The following is a 24,600-nucleotide window of genomic DNA, read 5'->3' as shown; positions in this document are numbered from 1 at the left end:
ATGTTTTTTGTGTTTTAACCTCCTAAGACCTAAAGAAAGCTAGTAGTTTATTTCATTTTTAAGATGAAAGATTCTAAAGGCATTAAATTAATATTGACATTGCCGAGTCCATTTTCAACTACTAATTTTAATAGAACCTTATGATATAATTGATCTTCGAGCTCATATTCCCCATCAGATAACTGCCATGATTTAATAATATTTTCAGGTATTTTTAAATGAAAGTCAAATCTGTTTTCAGAATCAAAATTTGAAACAACGATAACCTTTTCAGAATCACTATAACGCACAAAAGAAAACAATTTATCAGTATAGTTTTCTGTATGTTCTCGATTATACTGATGGATATCGGCATAATCACCCATTAACGCAGAACTATTTATTGTAAAATTTAAAAGACGTTTATAAAAATCTCTCAAACCTTTTTCAGACTCGGTTAATTGTCCACCATCAAACTTTTTATCATTAACCCAACGTTGGTGAGCAGGAACTCCAATATAATCAAAAATCGATGTTCGGGTAGGCGCTCCAAAACCAGGCTCTTCGGAGGCATCCTCACCTACTTCTTGTCCAAAATAAATCATTACTGGAGCTGTAGTTGATGTTGCCGAAACTACCATAGCAGGCTTTCCTTTTTCCGCTTTGCCAGCAAAATCAGGACTAGCGATACGTTGCTCATCATGGTTTTCTAAAAAATGAAGCATATGATGTTCAATATCTGCCAAATCACTTAGAATAGGCGGAATATTATCCGTTTTCCCATAACCCTGTACCACATGTTTTAATGTATCATAAAACTGTACTTTATCATACAGATAATCCATTTTTCCTTTTTTGATATAATCGCGATATAAGCTAGGCGTGTAAACTTCGGCTAACAAAAAAGCATCTGGTTTTTTCATTTTTATAGACGAATTCATATAACTCCAAAATTCGACCGGTACCATTTCGGCCATATCATAACGAAATCCGTCGACCCCAAAACCTAACCAATACAATGCAATATCTCTAAATTTCATCCAAGAATTCGGAACCATTTTATCTTCCCAAAATTCAAAATGCTTTTTATAATCTTCATTTTCAAATCCATCAGGTAATTCATCAAAATCCTTTTCTCCTTCGGGCGAAATTCCGTAATTTATTTTTACAGTTTCGTACCAATCGTTCATATTTGGCTTAGAAGCACTTGTACCATTACCAGTCCACTTAGCAGGAAACTCAAGAAACTCACCATCAGCCAACACATTCTTCTCGCCACCCAAAGGCATATATTGGTGTTCCCAATCTGGCACCTTAAACATTTCGTTAGGGTTATAATAAAAGTTATTATTCGCATCGAAAACTACTGTTTTATTATCATTTTCGCCAAAATCCTTTATGCCTTTTGGTCTCGAAATACTTTTGTAATTTCTCGCAACATGGTTAGGCACTATATCCATAATAACTTTTAATCCAGCCGCGTGTGTACGATCAATTAAGGCTTTAAACTCCCCTAATCTATTTTCTACATTTACTGCTAAATCTGGATTTACATTGTAGTAATCTTTAACTGCATATGGCGAACCTGCACGACCTTTTACCACATCGGGATCGTCGTTAGAAATACCGTATTTGGTATAATCGGTAATTACATCGTGATGTGGCACACCTGTATACCAAATATGAGTTACTCCTAAATCTTTTATTTCATTTAAAGCTTTGTCTGTAAAATCGTTAAACTTACCTACACCATTTTCTTCAATGGTTCCCCATGGTTTATTATTAGTATTTGTGTTACCAAATAAACGTGTAAACACTTGGTAAACTACTTCTTTTCTATTCATTACTCTGTTCTCTTGCTCAATGGTTTTATCCACCACTTTTTCTTCATTATTACAACTTAATCCGATAAATAAAAATACAACTATGATATATTTTACAGCTTTCATTTTGTGATTTTTTTTTAAACAAAAAAAGATTCTATTATTAACCTTCTAACCCTAGTTTTTTAACAAAAAAACTAATGGAACATCTAAACGTTTATTCCATGAATTCTCGGAATGATCAGCGCCTTCAAACTCAATATTCGCAGAGTTTTCACTAGTATATCCATTAACTTTTAAAATTCTATTTATTTCGGGTGTAAATTTTGGGTAATATGCATCTAATGTCTTTGTACCATAATCAAAGTATATCTTATGTGATTCCGGATTAGGCAAGTTGCTTTCCATATAATCTAAAATTGCTTTTGCCACCGGGTTGTTTTCTTTTGGTTCAGCACCCTCCCAATGTGTAGACAAACAAGCTGCTCCTCCAAAAATATTTGGGTATTCGCATATTGCATACATACTCATAAGTCCTCCCATACTTGAGCCAGAAACCATGGTGTTCTCTTGGTTTGTAAATACCGAAAATTCAGAATCGATTATTGGTTTTAACTCTTCAACTAAAAATTTTAAATAATTATCACCATTAAAATTCAAGTTAATTTTTTGAGATTTAGCCTCATTTATTATAGCCTCTTTATCAACATTGGTTAAGTAACCAAAAGCTTTCTGAGGAAATAAATCTTGCCATCGAATTTCGGGAATATTGTGAATGCCAACTACAATAAAATCTTTAATCTTACCTTCCTTCACCAATTGTGTTGCCCATTCATCTACTTTCCACTCTTGCTTATTCCATGTGGTTGTAGAGTCGAATAGATTTTGCCCATCGTGCATATAAAGCACAGCATATTTTTTATCTTTTGAATAATTTTCGGGCAACCAAATATCGACTGGTCTAGATTTTATATATTTTGAAGATAGACTATCTATCCTTAATAATGCTCCGCTATACAATTGAGCATTTGGTAGTTTTTTAGCATGCATATTAATCATTTTTTCTTCTTTAATTAACCTCCTTGCTTTTGAAGTTTCTTTACACGAAACAAAAAATAAAAACGTAATTATAATGATGTTTAATTTCATTTTATAAGTGCATTAAAGTATTACAACTTGGTTGTAAACATCAAACTTCCTTTTTCATTTAAAGTCATACTATCTTCCCAAACAAAGGTTTCGTCTGTTATAATATTTTTCAAGGTTTTACCTTTTAACCCAACTTCTGCATAACGATTTAAATCGAGTGTTATAGGCGTTCCATTTTTATTAATAATATGAAGAACCACCTCATCACCAAGTATTCTAAACAGAAAATAAGTCCCCTGAAATGGTGCAAAATGCAACGTTTTACCATTATGAATAGCCTGACTGTTCTTTCTAAAATTTAGCAATTTTTTCAAATACAATTGCATGTCTTTTTGAACATCGCTTAACCCTTCTCCCGTAAATACATTTACCTTATCTCCTTGCCAACCCCCAGGGAAATCGGTTCTAATTAATCCATGATCGCCAGGTTTTTCAAAATCATTCATTAATATTTCGGTACCATAATAAATTTGCGGAATCCTAGGTAAAGTTAAAATATAACTCAACGCCATTTTCGTATTAGGAATATCACCTTTAAGTTGCGTAAAAATTCGACTCATATCATGGTTATCCGGAAAAACCATAAGGTCTTTCGGCGAAGCATAATAAAAATCGTTTGCCAAACCTTCATACATTCTTATTAAGCCTTCATCCCATGTTTCATCTTCATTTAAAGCTTTTACAATTGAATTCTGCATAGCAAAATCCATCGGTGATTTTAAATTTGAATCGTAACCATCTCGGTTATTTGCACCTTCTTGCCAGTAACCAATAAGTAATGGGTTTATGGTCCATTCCTCTCCAACTATCGAAAAATTAGGGTATTCGGTCATGATACTTCCTGCCCAATGACTCATAAATACTTTATCAGAATACGGATAAGTATCTTGACGAATTCCATTTAAACCAGCCGTTTCAACCCACCAAATACTATTTTGAATAATGTATTTAGCCATAAACGGATTGCGTTGATTAAGATCTGGCATAGCCGAAACAAACCAACCATTCGACATTTCTTCTTTATCAATTTCTGAGGCGTATAAATCTTGATTACTTGTGCGTCTGTGATTAGATATTTTTAACTCGCCACCATTTTCAAAGTTTTCCTGATAATTCAGCCAATCTCTAAAAGGCAAATCCTTCATCCACCAATGCTCACTTCCACAATGATTAGCGACTTGATCCATTATTAGTTTTATACCATGAGACTTACTTTTATTAGCCAATTCTAGATAATCATCTAGTGTTCCAAAACGTGAATCTATTTGATAAAAATCTGTCATTGCATAACCGTGATACGATGAGTTAGACATATCGTTCGTTAATAGCGGGCAAGGCCAAACGGCAGTAAAACCCATATCATCAATATAATCCAAATGTTCGATTATTCCCCTTATATCACCACCGTGGCGTGCATAATCATTTTTTCTGTCGATATTTTTTTCGCGAAGTTCTTCATCTGTATCATTACCAGAATTACCGTTTGCAAACCTATCGGGCGTGATTAAATAAATAACATCACTACTATCAAAACCAATGAATTCATCAGCTGGTTTTTTACGCGATTTCAATTCGTAAGTTTGAATTAATTCATTTCCGTTTTCAAACTTAAACGTTATGTTGAATTGTCCAGCTTTAGTTTCTTTTGAAATATCTAAATCGATAAAAAGATAGTTTGGACTATCTGCTTTATTTACTTTTTTAATTGAAACGCCTGTATATAAAATTTCTGGTATAGCTTCTGAAATATTTGGATGCTTTACCAACAATTGCACCTCGGTATTTTTAAAACCTATCCACCAATTCATTGGTTCTATGCGTTCAATCTCATTTTTATACTCGATATTGGATACAGCAAGAGACTCTTCTTCTAAAATTGAAGTTTTCTCTTCTTGATCACAAGACATATTCATTCCGAAAAAACAAAAAGTTAAAAATGAAAACCACGAATTTTGAATATTTAGATAGTTCATATTATATATGTTTTGAACCTATTTAACTTCCATAATACTAATTGCATAACCTCCGCCAGGAGCCGATAATTGCGATAATTTAGATTTACTCGTTACCGTTTTCGTAGTAATTTTATAAGCCTGCGGATTGGTTTTATAATGCGCGTCTTTGGCATCGGCATAAATAATTGCTTTATATTTTTTTCCTTTTTCTAAGAAATCGAATTTAATAGTCGAAACCCGAGATTCATTACCGTTTACATTACCAACAAACCAATTGCTGGAACCTTTTTCTTTTCGAGCAATAGTAACATAATAACCTGGTTCGGCTTCTAAATACACGCTCTTATCCCAATCGATAGCCACATCTTTTATAAACTGAAAGGCATCCATAAAACGCTCGTAATTTTTTGGCAAATCGGCTGCCATTTGTAACGGCGAATACATCGTTACATAAAGCGCTAATTGATTGGCGATAGTACTATTTACATGCGAATTATTATTTGGATTAAGCTTGCTGATATCCATTTCAAAAATACCTGGCGTATAATCCATAGGTCCGCCAATTAAACGCGTAAACGGCAATACCGTAACATGGTTTGGTTTAGAACCACCAAAGGCTTGAAACTCGGTTCCTCGAGCAGATTCATTCCCAATTAAATTTGGGTACGTTCTGCTAATTCCCGTTGGTCTCACTGCTTCGTGCGCATTAACCATAATCTCATAATCTGCCGCTTTTTCTACACAATATTGAAAATGGTTTACAATCCATTGCCCATAATGATGCTCACCTCGTGGTAACATATCTCCAACATACCCACTTTTTACAGCATCGTAACCATTATCTTTCATAAACTGATAAGCCTGATCTAGATGTCGTTCGTAATTACGCGAAGAACCGGAAGTCTCGTGATGCATAATCATTTTTACACCTTTAGATTTCGCATATTTATGTATAGCTTCTACATCGAAATCTGGGTATGGCGTTACAAAATCGAATACATAATCTTTCGATTTCCCAAACCAATCTTCCCAACCTTCATTCCAACCTTCAACTAAAACACCATCGAAGCCATGCTCGGAAGCAAAATCAATATATTCCTTCACTTTGGTATTGTTTGCAGCATGCGTTTTATTTGGTTCCACTTTAGTGTAATCTGTAACACCGAGTTCCACACTTGGTAATTCGTCTGTATATTGCCAAGAACTTTTTCCTGTAATCATTTCCCACCAAACACCAATGTATTTCACGGGTTTAATCCAAGATGTATCTTCAATTTCACAAGGCTCATTTAAGTTTAATGTTATGTTAGACGCTAATATATCTCGAGCATCATCACTTATCATAATGGTTCTCCAAGGCGATGTGCATGCCGCCTGCATATAACCTTTATCACCTATAGCATCTGGTGTTAACCAGGACTCGAAAATCATGTTTTCATCATCTAATTTAAGATTCATACAAGAATAATTAACAAGCGCAGCTTCGTGTAAATTAATATATAAACCATCGGCAGTTTTCATCATTAAAGACGTTTGCACTCCTGTTTTAGAATACTGCTCTTGCGATGCGTTATCGGTTAAAGCTGTATCGAACAAACCTCTAATTTCTGATAATTTTGATTCTGTAAAATCGTATTCCTGAGAATCATAATCCCCTGGAATCCAAAAAGCCGTGTGATCTCCAGTCATGGCAAACTGCGTTTTTTCTTCTTTAATTACAAAATAAACAAGGTTTTCTTGTGACGGAAATTCATACCGAAAGCCCAATCCATCATTAAATAAACGAAAACGGATAATCATTTTTCTATCCGTTTCATTCTGAGTTAGAGTGATTGCTAATTCGTTATAATGATTACGAATATCTTTGGTTTCACCCCAAACTGGCTGCCATATATTATCGAAAGTTGCAGTTTCTGTATTTGAAATTTTGAAGTCGTTTAATAACGATTTTTCATCATCTTTCAACTCCAAGCCTAAATGACTTGGTTTAATTACCGGTTTGCTTTTATACCCCAACTTATAGGTTGGCACACCATTGAACTCTAACGAAAACTGCATATTTAATTCGCCATTGGGCGATTTCAGCTCTTGAGCATTTCCTAATATTACAGAAAACAAAACAGCAATTATCAATATAAATGACTTCATCATTTTTTATTTTTATTTAAACAGTTATTAAACTATTTGGTGAAATACTTACGGGTACATTGTTGACTAGAATTTCCAAATCCGAATTACCTTCCAATTCAAATTTTGTATCGTTTTGATTAACATTAACTTTTAAAATTTGATTTCTAAAATTTACTTTAAATGAATAATCATCCCATTCTTTCGGTATTTTAGGAGTAAAAGAAAGCATATCATTTTTAACACGCATACCACCAAAACCTTCCACAATACTCATCCATGTTCCAGCCATTGAAGTAATGTGTAAACCTTCGTGAACTTCATTATTATAATCGTCTAAATCTAGACGTGATGTACGCAAATAAAAAGTATATGCTTGTTCCATTCTATCCAGTTTTGCCGCTTGAATACTATGTACACAAGGTGATAATGAACTTTCGTGAACTGTAAAAGGTTCGTAAAAATCGAAATGACGTTCCAATTCTTCATCGGAAAATTGATCTTCAAAAAAGTAAAGACACTGTAAAGTATCAGCTTGTTTGATATATGGAGAACGTAAAATACGATCCCAACTCCATTTTTGATTTATTGGTCGTTGCGCTTTCTCTAAATGAGCTACTGTAATTAATTCCTTGTCTAAAAAACCATCTTGTTGCAAATACACTTGTTTTTCTTCTGAAAAAGGAAAATACATATTTTTAGCAACAGCTTTCCATTGGGTTAATTCATCTTCCGACAACATTACCTTATTCATTATTCTGTTAAAATCGGAAGGATATTCACTTTCAACCTTTAAAACATTTTCTAAAGCATATTTAAGACACCATTGCGCCAAATAATTGGTATAAAAGTTATTATTTACGTTGTTTTCGTATTCATTTGGCCCGGTAACGCCAAGAATAACATACTTGTTTTTAGCTGTAGAAAACGTGGCACGCTGTTGCCAAAAACGAGCAATTCCAATTAAAACTTCCAAACCTTTTTCTGGAATATAGCTATAATCGCCCGTGTAACGGTGGTAGTTAAAAATAGCAAACGCAATGGCGCCATTTCTATGAATTTCCTCGAAAGTAATCTCCCATTCATTATGGCATTCTTCGCCATTCATGGTTACCATTGGGTATAAAGCTGCTCCGTTTGTAAAGCCTAATTTTTCAGCATTTTCAATAGCTTTTTCTAAATGATTATAACGGTATTCTAATAAGCTTCGGGCAACATTTTGGTCTTTTGTGGCCATATAAAATGGAATACAATACGCCTCGGTATCCCAATAAGTGCTACCACCATATTTTTCTCCTGTAAAACCTTTTGGGCCAATATTTAATCTAGAATCTTTACCTAAATATGTTTGATTTAACTGGAAAATATTAAATCGAATACCTTGTTGTGCTTTTACATCTCCCGAAATGGTAATGTCCGACATGCTCCAAATACGTTCCCAAGCTTGTTTTTGCTCTTCTAATAATACATTGAAACCCTTTTCCGAAGCTGAATTTAAAACGTTTTTTGCAGCTAAGACAAGCTCGTTTTTATCATGATTTGTATCCACAACATAACCACCAAACTTATTGATAGTGTAAGTTTCCCCTTCTTTTATTTGTTTTGAATAACTGAAAGAAACCGTATTAGATTCTGTTTTAATAATTGGATCGATCGATAAAGACTCTCCATTTACAAAAACCTCCGATTCCATAAAAGTACAGGTATGAAATTCGGTTTTCATGGTTTTGGCTTCAATAAAAGCCTGATTTCTTTCATTACAAATATTTAAAGTATCCCAAAATTTATCGTCCCAATTGGTATCTTCATTAGTAATTCCAGAGTCTAAATAAGGTTGAAATATAATTTCAGCATCAGAATTTATAAGCTTTACGCTGTATTCAATTGCTCCAACTTCATCCAAATTCAAACTTAAAAAACGTTTAGTTTCCACCTCAACAACAGTATTGTTTTGAAGTGTTGCCGTAAAACTACGAGACAACCAACCCGCTTTCATGTTAAGTTCTCTTCTAAAATTTTCTACGGTTTTACAAGTATGTAAATCGAGTTGTTCTCCATTAATTGATACATTAATACCAATCCAATTTGGTGCATTCAACACTTTTGCAAAATATTCAGGATAGCCATTTTTCCACCAACCTACACGCGTTTTATCTGGGTAATACACACCAGCAATATAACTACCTTGAAACGTTGCGCCTGAATATTGCTCTTCAAAATTAGCACGCTGCCCCATGGCACCATTTCCAATACTAAATAAACTTTCGGAAGATTTTACGCATTCGGCATTAAAACCTTCCTCTATAACGGACCAATTATCTGGTTTTATATAATCTTGATTCATTTGTTTTATATTTTGAGATTAAAGAGAATAAACAGTTTTTCGATAACCGAATACTTTCTACTGTCCTTCTTCTATATTCTTCTTTCTTAACTATTTATTTTTTCTTACTTATTATTTTCTCAATAAAATCGGAAGGAATTTCCGTTAGATCATTAAAATTATAATCCGCTTCACTTAATGTATTCTTATCACCAATTCCAACAGAAACCATATGCGCTCTATTTGCTGCTTCTACTCCTGCAATCGCATCTTCAAAAACGATACAATTTTCGGGTTTAAGGTTTAGTTTTTCGGCACCTATTAAAAACACTTCTGGATCTGGCTTAGCTTTAGAAACACTATTTCCATCAACAATACCATTAAACCTTTCAAACAAACCAACTTGTTTCAAAATTAATGGTGCATTTTTACTAGCAGAACCAAGTACGTATTTAACGCCTAATTCATCTAAAGTATCTAGTAATTTTAAGGCACCAGGAAGAATTTCATCTGCTCCCATTTTTGTGATATAGGTGAGGTAATGCTCATTCTTACTTATTAAATATTCTTGTTTTTTTTCTTCGGAAAGCGTAACGTTTCCAAGATTTAATAAAATTTCTAAAGAACGTACACGGCTAACACCTTTTAGCAATTCGTTGTTTGCCTCTGTAAACTCAAAACCTAAACTATCGGCAAGACTTTTCCATGCTAAATAGTGGTATTTTGCGGTATCTACAATAACACCGTCTAAATCGAATATTACTCCTACTGTATTCATTTTTCTTTTTATGATTGATATGAAATGGCTGATTTATTTGTAATTAAGAAATTACATAAGCCTGCAATTATTAAACTTCCTCCTGCCACAAGCATGGCATTAATGGCTTGATCGCCAATTAAACTTGACACATAATTGATACCTCCAAGAGCTGCAATTATTTGTGGAATAACAATAAACATATTGAAAATCCCCATGAACATACCCATTTTTTTTGGGTCTACCGAACTAGACAACATAGCATAAGGCATTGATAAAATACTACCCCAAGCAATACCGACTAAAGCAAAACAATACTTTAAATTTTCGGGACTCGAAATATAATACATACCAATAAAACCAAGGCCTCCTAAGATAAGCGACCCCATGTGAACATATTTTCGGTTAATATTTCTTTTTGATGTATAAAACGTTAAAAGCAAAGCAAAAACCATAGACGTTAATCCATAAATACCCATAGCCGAACCGACTAAATTCGATGCTTTTTGAAATGTTGTATTTGCGACATTAAAAGCTTCTTTTTGAACAAGAACACTCATATTATAACTTGCTTCAACGGGAGCAGGTGCATTAAAAATATGCTCGGTTAATGCTGGGTTTGCCATACTCCACATAGTAAAAAACGCAAACCAAGAAAAGAACTGGATAACACCCAACTTTTTCATGGTCATAGGCATATTACCAATGTTATTTATAATATCTGGAATGAATTGATTTTTCTTTTGTTTCTCCTTTTCAAAAGCTTCCATATCCTCTGGTGGATATTCCGAAGTTGTGAAAATGGTATACAAAACACTTAACAAAAACACAACTGCACCAATACCAAAAGCTACTTTTACCGACATAGGAACCACGCCTTGTGGCGCAGCATCCGAAACGCCTAATTGCGAAACCATCCAAGGTAAATTACTAGCCACCCAAGTACCAATACCAATAACTAAGGTTTGTACAACAAAGCCATATGAGCGTTGAGATTCTGGTAATTTATCGGCCACTAAAGCTCGAAAAGGTTCCATTGAAATATTGATGGAAGCATCTAGAATCCATAAAAACCCAGCAGCAATCCAAAGTGCAGAAGAATGCGGCACAAAAAACAAAGCAATAGAACTTAAAACGGCGCCTACTAAAAAATATGGGCGTCGGCGACCTAATTTTGAATGCCAAGTTCTATCACTCATATAGCCAATAATGGGCTGTACAAGCAAACCTGTTAAGGGTGCAGCAATCCATAACAATGGAATATCGTCATGACTGGCGCCTAATGTTTGAAAAATTCGAGACATAAAGCCTCCTTGAAGTGCAAATCCGAATTGAATTCCTAGAAATCCGAAACTCATGTTCCAAATTTGCCAGAAACTTAATTTACGCTTTTCCATTAAATAGTATATTATGGTTAATACTATTTGATAAGCGGTTTTATACCAATTTCAGTAAAAATGAAGATTGATATAACTTATCAAAACTTAAGTGAGGAGTGAAAATATAAGTTTTGATTTCGGTGTAAAGATATGAAAGATTTTAAATTTTCAAAGAAAAAAAATCATTTAGTAGATTCTCTTTCAATTATTTCGGTTTCAATTACTAGTTTTATAAAGTCGGCTTTTCTGTTATTATTTGCGATAAATGAATCCGGTTCCACATCGTCCGACTCCAATCTATCTATCAGTAAATTAGCGGCTTGCTCACCTATTTTCTGCCCATGTTGACTTACTGTTGTTAATGTTGGCGTGGCATGTTTTGAAAGCACACCATCTGTAAAACCAATAACTTGAATATCATCCGGGATATTATATCCTAATTTTTTAGCAACCTTCATTGCTGTAATAGCATAGAGTTCGTTTACAGCAAAAACCCCATCGATATTTGGGTTTAATTCAAAAAACTTACTTATTTCATTCTCTAAAAAATCAAGATGATCTGCAAAATTTAAACTATCATTAATTTTTAAAATCAGATTTGAATTCGGCTCAATTTGATTCCGTTCTAAAGCCTCTAAATACCCCTGAGTTCGCAACCTACCAACACTAACATAATCCATGGTGGTTAAAAGTGCTATATTTTTGCAACCGTTACTAACTAGCATACTCACTGCTTTTAAAGCTCCATTAAAATCGTCCACAATAACCTTATCACAATCTACTTCACTCACAACCCTATCAAACATTACAATTGGCATGCCTTGATTTATTGTGGCATGAAAATGATGATAGTCTTGTTTAAGCAATGTTTCCTTAGAAATAGAAAGAATAAAGCCGTCAATACTTCCATTGGCAAGCATTTCCATATTTATAATTTCTTTGGTAAACGACTCGTTAGAAAGCCCAACAATTACGTTATACCCGCGTTTATTTGCTACTCTTTCAATACCAAAAATAACGGTAGAAAAGAAATGATGAACAATCTCTGGAATAAGAATACCTATTGTTTTCGTCTTTCGGTTTTTTAAACTGAGTGCTATATTGTTTGGTCTGTAATTGTAAAGTTTAGCAAATGCCTGAATTTTTTGTGTTGTGTCTTCGCTAATTTCTTTGCTACCGCTTAAAGCTTTAGAAACCGTTGATATTGAGACTTCTAATTCGCGAGCAATTTGTTTAAGGGTTATCTTTCTTTTCATTGAAGTAAAATAACAAAAAATATACTTAACGCCATATAGATATTTCATTATTTAACACAGCCTGTTTCTATGAAATTCACAATTTAAGAGCTAAATAATGAAAACTTATCAACACGAAAACGTTTTCGCTAGGAATTTCGTAACTCAAAATTACAGTTTAACTTTCTCTTTACATATTTTTAACACGAGGATTGAAAATATAAACAACTAATTTAGACATTAATTAAACTAATTTGTATGAAGACAACTATTAAAAGATTGCTCTTCTTTTTACTGTTTGCACCTACTTTAATGTTCGGGCAAACTAGGCTAAAAGGAACAGTAACAGAAAAAGCAACTTCTATTCCACTTCCTGGGGTAAATATTGTAATTAAAGGTACCTCAACGGGAACAGCAACAGATTTTGACGGTCATTATCAACTTGAAGCTAATAATGGCGACATCCTTGTTGTTACTTATGTAGGCTTTCAATCACAAGAAATTACATATTCGGGACAAGCATCACTTAACATTGAACTTAGTGAAGATGCTGCTCAACTTAGCGAAATAGTAGTTATTGGATATGGTTCTACCACTAAAAAAGACGCCACTGGCTCAGTAGAAGCCATAACTTCGAAAGATTTTACTAGAGGAAACATTGTAACACCAGAAAACTTATTAAGCGGCCGTGTATCGGGTGTTAGTGTTACCACAAGTGGTGCGCCGGGTTCTGGTTCTCAAATTAGAATTCGTGGTGGTTCATCTATTAATGGGTCTAACGATCCACTTATTATTATAGATGGCTTACCAATAGATAACAATAGTGTAAAAGGATCGCGTGGTGTTTTGGCAAGTATTAACCCAAACGACATCGATTCTTTTTCTGTTTTAAAAGATGCTTCAGCAACAGCTATTTATGGTTCTAGAGCATCAAACGGTGTTATTATTATTGTAACTAAAAAAGGTAAATCTACATTTAGCGCAACTTATGATACGCAATACAGTTTTGGCGAAATAGCTAACCGTATCGATGTGTTTTCTGGAGATGAATACAGAGCGCTTATAGCATCGCAACCTTTAAATGGAACAACTTTAGATGAAACTTTACTAGGACCAACTAGTACAGATTGGCAAGACGAAATTTTTAGAAATACAGTGTCCTCTCAACACAATATTTCTATGCAAGGGTCTTTATTTAAAGCCATCCCAACGCGTTTTTCTTTTGGACTAACCAACCAAGAAGGCGCTTTAATGACTTCGGAATTTGAACGTAGAAATTTAGGTTTGGCTTTAAACCCTTCACTTTTTGACGATCATTTAAAAATTAATTTAAACGCAAACATGTCTTTTGAAGATAACCGTTTTGCAGACTCAGGACAAATAGGTTCGGCTTTATCTTATGATCCAACACAACCAGTTTATGATACATCATCTCCTTTTGATGGTTACTATCAACACCGTAATGGAACAACAGTATTAAACGGAACTACAAACCCTGTTGCTTCTTTACTTCAAACTAACAACGCAGGAGATTCTAATAGAGTTTATGGTAATTTAAATTTCGATTATAAATTTCATTTTTTACCAGAATTAAAAGCTGTTATAAACATTGGTTATGATGAAACTGAGGCTAAAGAAATTCAGTCAACATCTTACAACATGCCAACAAACGATCCTGTAAAGGGGAACACGTTGCGTCGTTACGAAAATAGAACCAACAAATTATTAGATGGTTACTTAAACTATAGCAAAGAATTCGAAAATTTCCGAACTGAGTTAATGGCCGGTTATTCTTATCAAAAATTCACCTTTAACGGAAACGATACAGGCAACTTAAGAGATCCTCAAACTTTTGCAAATACTTATGCCGATCCAGATGTGGTTTTAATTGGCTTTTTTGGTAGAGCAAACTTGACATTTTTAGAGAAATACTTAGTAACTTTAACATATAGACGTGATGGAACTTCTCGTTTTAGCGATAAAAATCGTTGGGGAAACTTTCCTGCTGCTGCTGTAGCTTGGAATATTAGTGATGAAGATTTCTTAAAAGATTCTAAAACCATTTCGAACTTAAAATTAAGAGCAGGGTATGGTATTACAGGTCAGCAATCTATTAGTGAGAAAGATATTTTCTTAAATAGATATAGGGGTGGTGATGCTAATTCACAATATCAATTTGGAAACCAAGTGATTCAATCTCTTATTGCTTCAGAAATAAATCCAGATATTAAATGGGAAGAAACAGCAACTATAGAATTTGGTATAGATTACGGTGTTTTTGATAATAGAGTTTCTGGTTCATTAAATTTCTTCCAGAAGAACTCTACAGATTTATTATTCTCTGCAGCAGTTGCAGATGGTACTAACTTTTCAAACAATATTATCCAAAACATTGGCGAATTACAAACTCGCGGTATGGAATTCTCAATTAATGCCGATATTATCAAACAGGAAGATTTCACAATCGACTTCAACTTTAACGCAACCTTCTTAGATCGTGAAATTAAAGAACTTGCTCAAGGTCAAGATGTAAAAACTGGAGGGATTTCTGGTGGTACAGGTAACAACATTCAAATGCTAAGAGAAGGTTTTGCGCCAAACTCTTTTAATGTGTACAAACAACTTTATGATACCTCAGGAAATGCTATCGAAGGTGCTTATGTAGATTTAAATGGCGATAATGTTATTAATGAAGACGACCGTTATTTAAAAGAAAACCCTGGCGCAGATGCTATTTTAGGTTTTCAATCTAATGTAAACTACAAAAACTTCGATTTCTCATTTAACATGAGAGCCAACCTAGGAAACTACGTTTATAATAACGTCAATTCATCTAGAGCACAATACCAAATAATTCAAGATAATGCAGTTTTAGGAAACCTACCAACATCGGTGTTAGATAACAACTTTCAACGTACAGCAGATGTTATTATCTCTGATATTTATGTAGAAGATGCTTCATTCTTAAAAATGGATAATATTACTTTAGGATATACGTTCCCGAAAGTTTCTAAAAAGTTAAAAAGCATCCGTTTATGGGCTGGACTTCAAAACGTATTCACTATAACAAATTATAGCGGATTAGATCCAGAAGTATCGGTTGGTACAGATCAAGGAATAGACAATAACATATATCCAAGACCAAGAACTATTTTGGCTGGAGCTAATTTTAAATTTTAAAAAACACAACTATGAAACCAAGATTTAAAATACAAAATACCGTTGGGATCGCACTACTTTTTTTCGCGACACTAACATCGTGCACGGATGATTTAGATATTGTTCCTAATGATGATCAAACCACATTAAGTGACGATCTTTTTACTAACGAAGCTGCATACAAACAAGTGTTAGCTGGTATTTATGCCAACTTAGCACTTACAGGAACAGATGGGCCAGGAAACTCAAATCTAAAAAACATTGATGCTGGAACTAGCCAGTTTGGACGCGTACTTTTATATGTACAAACCTTATCGGCCGACCAAATGATTTGGTCTTACGAAAATGACCCTGGTGCTAGAGAAATTCAAAGAAACACCTGGACAGCTCAAAACCCTTTATTACTAGGGATGTTTAGTAGAGCACACCTTTCTGTTGCTTTAGCTAATAACTTTTTAAGAGAGACTACAGATGATAAACTCGATGAAAGAAACGTATCTACAGCGATTAGAACCGAAATTGTAGCTTATAGAGCAGAAGCTCGCTTAATGCGCGCCATGGCTTATTACTACATGATGGATATTTTTGGGAAAGCAAACTTTGTTACCGAAAATGATGCGCTTAATTCCTTTCCTCCTGTTTATGAGAGAACAGAGTTATTCAACTTTATTGAATCTGAATTAATTGCAATTGATACTGATTTAGTAGACTCTAGACAAAATGAATATGGCCGTGCAGATAAATCTGTCGCTTATATGATTTTAGCTAAAATGTATTTAAATTCTGAAGTATACATTGGCGAAAACCATTATACAGATTGTTTAACTTATTGTGAAAAAATAATGGATGGTGGTTATTCATTATCACCTAATTACTTATACAACTTTATGGCAGACAACAATACAAACTCTGCTGTAAACGAAATTATTTTCCCAATAGTTTCCGATGGTACAACAACTCAAAATTACGGACCAACAACCGTTATGATTAATGGTGAAGTTGGAAGTTTAGAAGAAAACGGACTAGAACTAGGTGTTAGTAAACCAGGTTGGGGCGGTGCACTTAGAATTAGAAAGCAATTAGCAAATTTATTCGATTCTTCTTTTGCAGACGATGATAGAAACACCATAATCTCGGCAGACAGACCTATTGATATTATTGAAATCTCTGATAAAGATACTGGATACGTTATTACAAAATACTCGAATGCAACCTCAACAGGAGGTACTGGAGCAGATCAAACGTTTGTTGATACCGATTTCCCTTTATTTAGATTGGCAGATGTATACTTAATGTATGCCGAAGCCCACTTAAGAGGCGGTGGTGGTACCATTACCGACGCTGTTGCTTATGTAAATGCTTTAAGAACTAGAGCACACAATCCAAACACCATTTCTTCTGGAGATTTAACATTAGATTTTATTTTAGATGAACGTGCTCGTGAATTACATTGGGAAGCTCACCGTAGACAAGATTTAATTCGTTACAATAAGTTTACAGGCGGAAACTACAATTGGGCATGGAAAGGCAACGGAAGTAATGGTATTTCTTTACCATCACATTTTAATGTGTACCCAATTCCAACAGCTAGTATTGCAGCAAACCCTAACCTTACTCAAAATCCAGGGTACTAAATTAAAAACAAATAAAGACCATGAAAAAATTTAAAAACATTTCAGTGTTTAGCATTATTGGTTTAGTTTTACTATGCCTGAGTTCTTGCGACGACACTACCGATATATATAAAGTTTCAACGCCATCAGCGCCAATTTTAGCCGATTTAAACTTTAGCCAAATAGAACTTGATGCCGATAACTCAAACAACCCAGCTTTATCACTAAACTGGGAAGAATCGGATTACGGACAACAAACCTCTATTAATTACGCGGTACAGTTCGCAAACGACGAGGCTTTTACAACACCTGTAACCGCATCTACCGTAACTGGGCGTAATAACCTTACATTATCTACAAGCGAAATAAATGCAGCAGCAGGTAGTGCTGGTTTAGATCCTTTTAGTTGGGCTACTTTATACACAAGAGTAGTAGCATCTTTAGGATCACAAAATGGAGAATCGACAGCATCAAACGCAATACAATTTGATGTATACCCGTATTACAACTACGTATTTAACGATTACTATTTAGTAGGAAACGGCGTGGCTCCAGGCTGGAACAACAACCTTAACAATCCACCATTATTTAGAGATGCCGATAACCAAAATTTATATTACTATACTGGTTATTTTGCTAACGCAGGAGGATTTGACGAAGGTCGATTCAAAATTTTAGAGAGTCGAGGTTTATGGCAACCACAATGGGGAGTTACTCCAAATGAAGGAGATGATACCCCTGCAGAAGCGGGTGATATTGCCGGAAATCCAACAACACAATCTGGAGACCCAGGACGTTTTGGAGTACCAAATGCTGGTTATTATCAATTTACAATCGATTTTTCTACTAAAAAATACACATTAACTCCGTTTGATTATTCTGGAGCAACAGATTTTTCTAGTATTGATATCCAAGGGTCAAGTACAGCAACAACCGCTTTAACACCATTGGCTATTGACAGCCACATGTGGTATGCAGCAGCTATACATTTAACACCAGGAGATATTTCATTTTTAACAAACGCTGGCTCTACTTGGGGTGGATCAACAGGATTCTCTGGAGTAGCTACCGATGGTGGCGAACAAGTTCCCGTAATAGTAGAAGATGATTACGATGTTTGGTTTAACGACTTCACTGGTCGTTACATTCTTGTGCCATTAAACTTATAATATTAATCCACTTAATAGAAAAAATATGAAATTTTATATAAACAAAATAAGCTTTCTGTTGCTTTTGTCAACAATGCTTTTCGCGTCTTGCGAAACCGAAGAGAGCCTAACAATTACCGCACCAGATGCTGAGTTTGTTCTAAATACACCTGGCATTAGTACAGTGTTTTTAAATTTTGCATTGCCAGATAATCCTGCATTTACATTGTCATGGGAAGATGAGGTTACAGGAAGCAGCTCATACACCATCGAAATGTCAACCGATGCTGAATTTACATCACCTATAACTTTAGGAACAACCGAAGCGAAAAATTTTTCAATGACGGTTGCAGAATTCAACAATGCAATTGCAAGCACTGGAGTAACAACCTTTAGAGACGTACCAGCGTACATGAGAGTTTCAGCTGGAAGTGAAATCTCTAACAGTATTTTATTACTAGCAACCCGTTATCCAACAGATGCACCGGTAATTTCTAGCCCTCTAGAAAGTGATGCTTTTGTATTATCAATAGGCTCTGTAGATGAAACTGTATTAACTGTAAATTGGACGGATGCTGTTTTAGAATCTTCTTTAGGAATCGACATCAACTACACCATAGAAGCCGCTATAGCAGGAAGCGATTTTGCAAGTCCTGTTTCTATTGGAACTACAACTAACGCTAGTACGGTATCATCAACACATTCAGAATTAAATGCTGTTGCTATCGGAATTGGTTTAACACCTGAAGTTGCTGGCGATATGGATATTAGAATTATTGCTAAAAACATAAATGCAGGAGGAAACGAATTAACTAGAATTTCAGAAGTGGTAACCGTTTCTGTTACACCTTACCTTTCTGCTTTCCCTAACTTATATGTAGTTGGAGACGCAACATCACCAGGATGGAGCAATGATAACAACAACACACCATTGTTTAGAAATCAAGATGTACCAAACAATTATGTTTATATTGGGTATTTTGGAGCAGGAGATTTTAAATTACTAGAAACTAAAGGCGCATGGCAACCACAATGGGGAACAAACGACGGAGCTGCTTTAGCAGTAAATACCGGTAGTGGTTCAGACCCAGGAACATTCAATGTAGCAACTGCAGGTTATTACTCTTATAATTTTACTACAGTTGGAGAATCTGGAAGTTTTACAGTAGAAGCTTACGATGCTTCAGCAGCACCAACATATACTTCTATGGCTATTATTGGAGACGCTACCCCAAACGGTTGGGATGGTGATAATGACACTAATTTTACTCAAGATGCAAATAACCCACACTTATGGTACATCAATGGTGTAACATTAACAAATGGAGGTTTTATCTTAATTAGAGCAAATGATGATTGGACAGATGTTTGGAGATATTCAGGATCTAATGAACTTTATGGTAAAGCTAATTTATCTGGCGGCGGAGACAACATTCCGTTTAACGCAGAAACAGGAAGTTACGATTTCTGGTTCAACGATTTAGATGGAAGTTATAATATAATTCCGAACTAAATTATTCAACATACAAAAGAGGCTGGTTTTTATCAGCCTTTTTTTTCTCTAAAAAGAAGGTTGTAGAATAAAACTGTCAATTATAGTTTTCTTCAATAACATCTTTTATTTAAAGTATTCCAACTTAACTAAAACCTAAAACAGATGAAAAAACTGTTACTATTTTCTTTCTTGCTACTTAGTTTAACAGCTATTTCGCAAGTTACTATTTCACCTAATACTTTTGAAGTTACAAGCGAAATCACCATAACAGTGGACCTCAACAGTACCGCAACAGACTGCAATAGTATTTCCTCACCTAACAAAGTATATATGCACTCTGGCGCAGGAAACGATGCTGATGCTTGGGGTATTAAAACCATAGGTAATTGGGGCGTTGACGATGGCATTGGCGAAATGACAAACAATAACAACGGTACATGGAGCATTACTATAACACCATCCGTTTATTATAGTTTAACAACCGAGCAACAAAATGAATCTACCAAAATGGGTATGGTTTTTAGAAACGCATCGGGAAATCAAGAATTAAAAGCATCAGGTTGTTCCGATTTCTTTTTCGATATTGGTTCTTTTCAACTATTTTTAAACATGCCTACAGAAACAACAACCATTTTAAATGCTGGAGAAACATTACCTATCAATGCAACTTCAAGTACAACAGCCGATTTCACACTTTTAGCTAATAACATTTCTGTAGATATAGCAACAGGAGTTACAACATATACCAACAATTATATAGTAAACGAAACTACAACATTCGAATTACAAATTACCGATGGCATACAAACCCAATCTAAAACTTTTGAAGCCATAGTAACTCCAACAGTTACAGAAGCTGCTTTACCAACAGATTTATTGGATGGTATTAATTACAATGAAGCCGATAATACAAAGGCTACTTTAGTACTTTACGCACCAGGGAAACAATTTGTACATGTTATAGGCGATTTTAATGACTGGACAATTGATGATGCTTTTTTAATGAAAAAGGACAGTAGTAAAGATCGTTTTTGGATTGAATTAACAGGATTAACACCACAAACCAACCACATGTATCAATATATGGTTGATGCTTCAATAAGAATTGCAGATCCTTATTCCCCAGTAGTTTTAGCAGAATCTAACGACCAATATATTAATGCGGTAACCTATCCAGATTTACCAGCATATCCAACAGGAAAAACCAATCATAGCGTCACGTTATTAAGAACAGGGGATGCAACATATAATTGGCAAACAACTAATTTTACACCACCAGAAAAAACCGATTTAGTAATTTACGAATTATTACTTCGTGACTTTGATGCCTTACACAGTTTTGATGCTTTAAAAAGCAGACTCGATTATATTGAAAATCTCGGTATAAACGCCATAGAGTTAATGCCTTTAAATGAATTTGATGGTAATGAAAGTTGGGGTTACAACCCATCGTTCCATATGGCGCTCGATAAATATTATGGCACACAAAATGCTTTTAAAGCTCTTGTGGATGAATGTCATCGTCGTGGTATTGCCATTATTGTCGATGTCGTTTTTAATCATGCTTCAGGGCAAAACCCATATTACCGCCTTTGGAACACCGATAACGGAAATTACGGAGGAACAGCATCTGCCGATAATCCCTTTTTTAACCAAACAGCAAAGCATGCTTACGGTGTTTTTAACGACTTTAACCACAGTGAAACAGCCACACGAGACTATGTAAAACGCGTTACGCAATTTTGGATTGATGAATATAATATTGATGGTTTCCGATGGGATCTAACCAAAGGTTTTACACAAAATTGTACCGAAAACAATGAGAGTTGTACAGGTAGTTATCAACAAGACCGTGTAGATGTTTTAAAACTATATGCCGATTATCAATGGGATAAAAAAGATGATTTCTATATAATTTTTGAACATTTAGGTGGTATAACCGAAGAAAGCGAATGGGCAAACTACCGTGTAAACGAAGGCAAAGGCATTATGCTTTGGAATAATTTAAACGGTTCTTATAGCGACGCTACTATGGGTTTCTTTGATAATGGAAAATCGAACTTCGGAAACGTTTCATATAAACAAAAAGGTTTTGCACAAGCAACATCATCAGTGAGTTATATGGAAAGTCATGATGAAGAACGCATGATGTACAGAAACCTAAATTTTGGAGCTTCAAATACACTTTACAATGTAAAAGATTTAAATACCGCTTTAAAACGTGTAGAAACTGCAGGCGCATTTTTCTTCACCGTTCCTGGTCCAAAAATGATTTGGCAATTTGGTGAATTAGGTTATGATATTTCGATTGATGAAAACGGAAGAGTTGGTAACAAACCTATTCTTTGGGACTATTTAGATGACGTTAATAGGAAATCTGTTCATGATACTTGGCGCAATTTAATTAGGCTTAAGCTTGAGGAACCTATTTTTAAAACTTCTAATTTTGAAGTAGATACCGATAAAACATCAGGAGTAAAATCTATTCACTTAACTTTAGATAGCGCCACTGCAGACGATATTAAATATATTACCATTCTTGGGAATTTCGGGATTACTGCACAAAATATTATTCCAGATTTTCAACAAACAGGAACGTGGTATAATTTACTAGATAGAAATATGCCTATGGAAGTTTCAAGCACAACAGCATCCATAACTTTAAAAGCAGGCGAATTTATTATTTTCGGAGATAAAACCTTTATAACACCAGAAGATTTAGATAGCGATGGTGTTTTAAATGATAATGATATTTGTAACGACACACCAATTGGAGCTACTGTTGATGCTAATGGTTGCGAAGTATTTAGCTTACCAGCCAACAATTTCAAATTACAAATAGGCAATGAAACTTGTCGAAATAGCAACAATGGTTTTATTGATATTTCCGCAGAAAAAAACCTAAACTATACTGCAAAAATTACAGGTAGCAACCTAAACAGTGAGGATGGCTTTACAAGTAGTTTCATTAAAGATAACTTAGCTGCTGGAAATTATAATATCTGTATTACAGTCGAAGGACAACCTGAATATGAACAATGTTACAACGTAGCCATTACCGAACCCGAAAACCTATCGGTACTTTCTAGACAAACAAAAGGGAAAAATTCGGTTTCATTGGATATGAGTGGAGGTTCTTCATATAAAATCACGTTTAATGGAGTAACAACAGAAACATCCAGCTCAGAAATAGAACTCCCATTACAAGCAGGCGAAAACAAAATTACGGTTGAAACTGATAAAATTTGTCAAGGTAAATTTGAAGAATCTATTTTTTACGGCAATGAAATGGCAGCGTTTCCTAATCCAATTTCAAACAATGAATTAAACGTGTATTTAGGAGAATTGCAAGATGAAAAAGCAACTGTAGAAATGTATTCAATTCTAGGAAAACGTGTTTACCACGAAGAAACCACTATCAACACAATTAAAATTAATGCATCGAAACTTGATAAAGGGGTGTATTTATTGAAAGTGATTACAAAAACAACGAACAAAAGCTTTAAAATAATTAAGAACTAATGAAAAATTCACTTAAATATATCTTCGGAAGTTTCGTTTTATGTCTTTTCCTTTTTAACTGCGGTGGAGGAAGCGACAATGATGGAGACAAAGATCCCGATCCAGATAACGAAGTAAAAACACCAACAGCTGCAACTTTAGTTTTTCCTAATGAAAACTCGGAATGCACCGAAGGTTCTAGTCTAACAAGCACAGAAAGCACGATTCTTTTTAATTGGAATGATACTACGAACACCACAACGTATCAATTATTTTTAAAGAATTTGGACACGCAAACTACAACCAATTATACAAGTACAGTGTCGGAAAAAAGTGTAACTATTTTACGCGGCACTCCATATTCTTGGTATGTGGTTTCTAAAAATACAGGAACAGAAACAGCACAAAGTAATACTTGGAAATTTTATAACGCAGGCGAAGCAACATCGTCTTATGCGCCATTTCTAGCGGAATTAGTTAGTCCTGCTCTATCAGTTTCCTTAGCAGCATCGACCACTAACTTATCTCTACAATGGTCGGGAGAAGATGTTGATAATGATATTACAGAATACGAAGTCCTTTTTGGAACCGTAAATCCGCCAATACAATCGCAGGCTACCACAAGCAGCAATAATGTTTCGGTAACCGTGAATTCTGGCAATACTTATTTTTGGCGTGTTATTACTAAAGATGATAATAACAACACTTCGGAATCTCAGGTTTTTGAGTTTAATGTGGAATAGAATAATAACAACCCTTTTTTATAAAAACAAAAAAGCTTCTCAGAAATGAGAAGCTTTTTTTAATTACTGTGGAGAAGATCGGGCTCGAACCGACGACCTCTTGACTGCCAGTCATTTCTTTTAACTTCTTATTATTTCCTTTGTTACGTAAAACCTTGAAAAACAGTAGTAAATTACATTTTATTTTCTTTTAATTGCTTTTGATTAGATGATA

14 protein-coding genes are annotated in these 24,600 nt (G+C 34.6%); 6 read left to right on the top strand and 8 right to left on the bottom strand.

Annotated elements, in window-relative coordinates:
• Nucleotides 1-47: 47 nt before the first annotated feature.
• From M4I23_RS02845 to M4I23_RS02810, 8 genes are all read right to left on the bottom strand, one after another.
• Nucleotides 48-1,928, bottom strand: a complete 1,881-nt coding sequence (locus M4I23_RS02845) for an alpha-amylase family glycosyl hydrolase (protein ID WP_249753386.1) — start codon at nucleotides 1,926-1,928, stop codon at nucleotides 48-50.
• Between the two features lie 51 nt (nucleotides 1,929-1,979).
• Nucleotides 1,980-2,951, bottom strand: a complete 972-nt coding sequence (locus M4I23_RS02840) for an alpha/beta hydrolase (RefSeq protein ID WP_249753385.1) — start codon at nucleotides 2,949-2,951, stop codon at nucleotides 1,980-1,982.
• Nucleotides 2,952-2,971: 20 nt separating this feature from the next.
• The gene (locus tag M4I23_RS02835; RefSeq protein WP_249753384.1) at nucleotides 2,972-4,924 is read right to left on the bottom strand and encodes a glycoside hydrolase family 13 protein; all 1,953 of its coding nucleotides are present in this window, start codon (nucleotides 4,922-4,924) and stop codon (nucleotides 2,972-2,974) included.
• An 18-nt stretch (nucleotides 4,925-4,942) separates the two neighbouring features.
• Nucleotides 4,943-7,054, bottom strand: a complete 2,112-nt coding sequence (locus tag M4I23_RS02830) for a glycoside hydrolase family 97 protein (RefSeq protein WP_249753594.1) — start codon at nucleotides 7,052-7,054, stop codon at nucleotides 4,943-4,945.
• 16 nt (nucleotides 7,055-7,070) lie between these two features.
• Nucleotides 7,071-9,377: a glycoside hydrolase family 65 protein gene (locus tag M4I23_RS02825; protein ID WP_249753383.1), complete on the bottom strand. Its 2,307-nt coding sequence runs from the start codon at nucleotides 9,375-9,377 to the stop codon at nucleotides 7,071-7,073.
• A gap of 94 nt (nucleotides 9,378-9,471) precedes the next feature.
• Nucleotides 9,472-10,134 carry a beta-phosphoglucomutase gene (gene pgmB, locus M4I23_RS02820; protein WP_249753382.1) on the bottom strand — a complete coding sequence of 221 codons (663 nt, stop codon included), beginning with the start codon at nucleotides 10,132-10,134 and terminating at the stop codon, nucleotides 9,472-9,474.
• An 8-nt stretch (nucleotides 10,135-10,142) separates the two neighbouring features.
• Nucleotides 10,143-11,510 (bottom strand): MFS transporter, encoded by a 1,368-nt coding sequence (locus tag M4I23_RS02815; protein WP_249753381.1) that lies wholly within the window; start codon nucleotides 11,508-11,510, stop codon nucleotides 10,143-10,145.
• 164 nt (nucleotides 11,511-11,674) lie between these two features.
• Complete coding sequence (locus tag M4I23_RS02810; RefSeq protein WP_158846634.1) at nucleotides 11,675-12,748, bottom strand: LacI family DNA-binding transcriptional regulator; 1,074 nt, start codon at nucleotides 12,746-12,748, stop codon at nucleotides 11,675-11,677.
• Between the two features lie 237 nt (nucleotides 12,749-12,985).
• Between M4I23_RS02810 and M4I23_RS02805 the strand changes: the two genes are divergently transcribed.
• From M4I23_RS02805 to M4I23_RS02780, 6 genes are all read left to right on the top strand, one after another.
• A complete protein-coding gene (locus M4I23_RS02805; protein WP_249753380.1) occupies nucleotides 12,986-15,907 on the top strand; it encodes a SusC/RagA family TonB-linked outer membrane protein in 2,922 nt (973 codons plus the stop codon).
• A gap of 11 nt (nucleotides 15,908-15,918) precedes the next feature.
• On the top strand, nucleotides 15,919-17,520 hold the full coding sequence (locus M4I23_RS02800; protein WP_249753379.1) for a RagB/SusD family nutrient uptake outer membrane protein: 1,602 nt from the start codon (nucleotides 15,919-15,921) through the stop codon (nucleotides 17,518-17,520).
• Between the two features lie 20 nt (nucleotides 17,521-17,540).
• Nucleotides 17,541-18,668 carry a SusE domain-containing protein gene (locus M4I23_RS02795; protein ID WP_249753378.1) on the top strand — a complete coding sequence of 376 codons (1,128 nt, stop codon included), beginning with the start codon at nucleotides 17,541-17,543 and terminating at the stop codon, nucleotides 18,666-18,668.
• A 25-nt stretch (nucleotides 18,669-18,693) separates the two neighbouring features.
• Nucleotides 18,694-20,160 carry a SusE domain-containing protein gene (locus M4I23_RS02790; RefSeq protein ID WP_249753377.1) on the top strand — a complete coding sequence of 489 codons (1,467 nt, stop codon included), beginning with the start codon at nucleotides 18,694-18,696 and terminating at the stop codon, nucleotides 20,158-20,160.
• 144 nt (nucleotides 20,161-20,304) lie between these two features.
• Nucleotides 20,305-23,664 carry an alpha-amylase family glycosyl hydrolase gene (locus tag M4I23_RS02785; protein WP_249753376.1) on the top strand — a complete coding sequence of 1,120 codons (3,360 nt, stop codon included), beginning with the start codon at nucleotides 20,305-20,307 and terminating at the stop codon, nucleotides 23,662-23,664.
• A complete protein-coding gene (locus tag M4I23_RS02780) occupies nucleotides 23,664-24,386 on the top strand; it encodes a hypothetical protein (protein WP_249753375.1) in 723 nt (240 codons plus the stop codon). Before M4I23_RS02785 ends, M4I23_RS02780 begins: the two co-directional genes overlap by 1 nt.
• Nucleotides 24,387-24,600: the final 214 nt, after the last annotated feature.

The organism is Algibacter sp. L4_22, from assembly GCF_023473045.1.
Classification (GTDB): Bacteria; Bacteroidota; Bacteroidia; order Flavobacteriales; family Flavobacteriaceae; genus Algibacter.
This window is presented reverse-complemented; position numbering and strand designations above follow the sequence as displayed.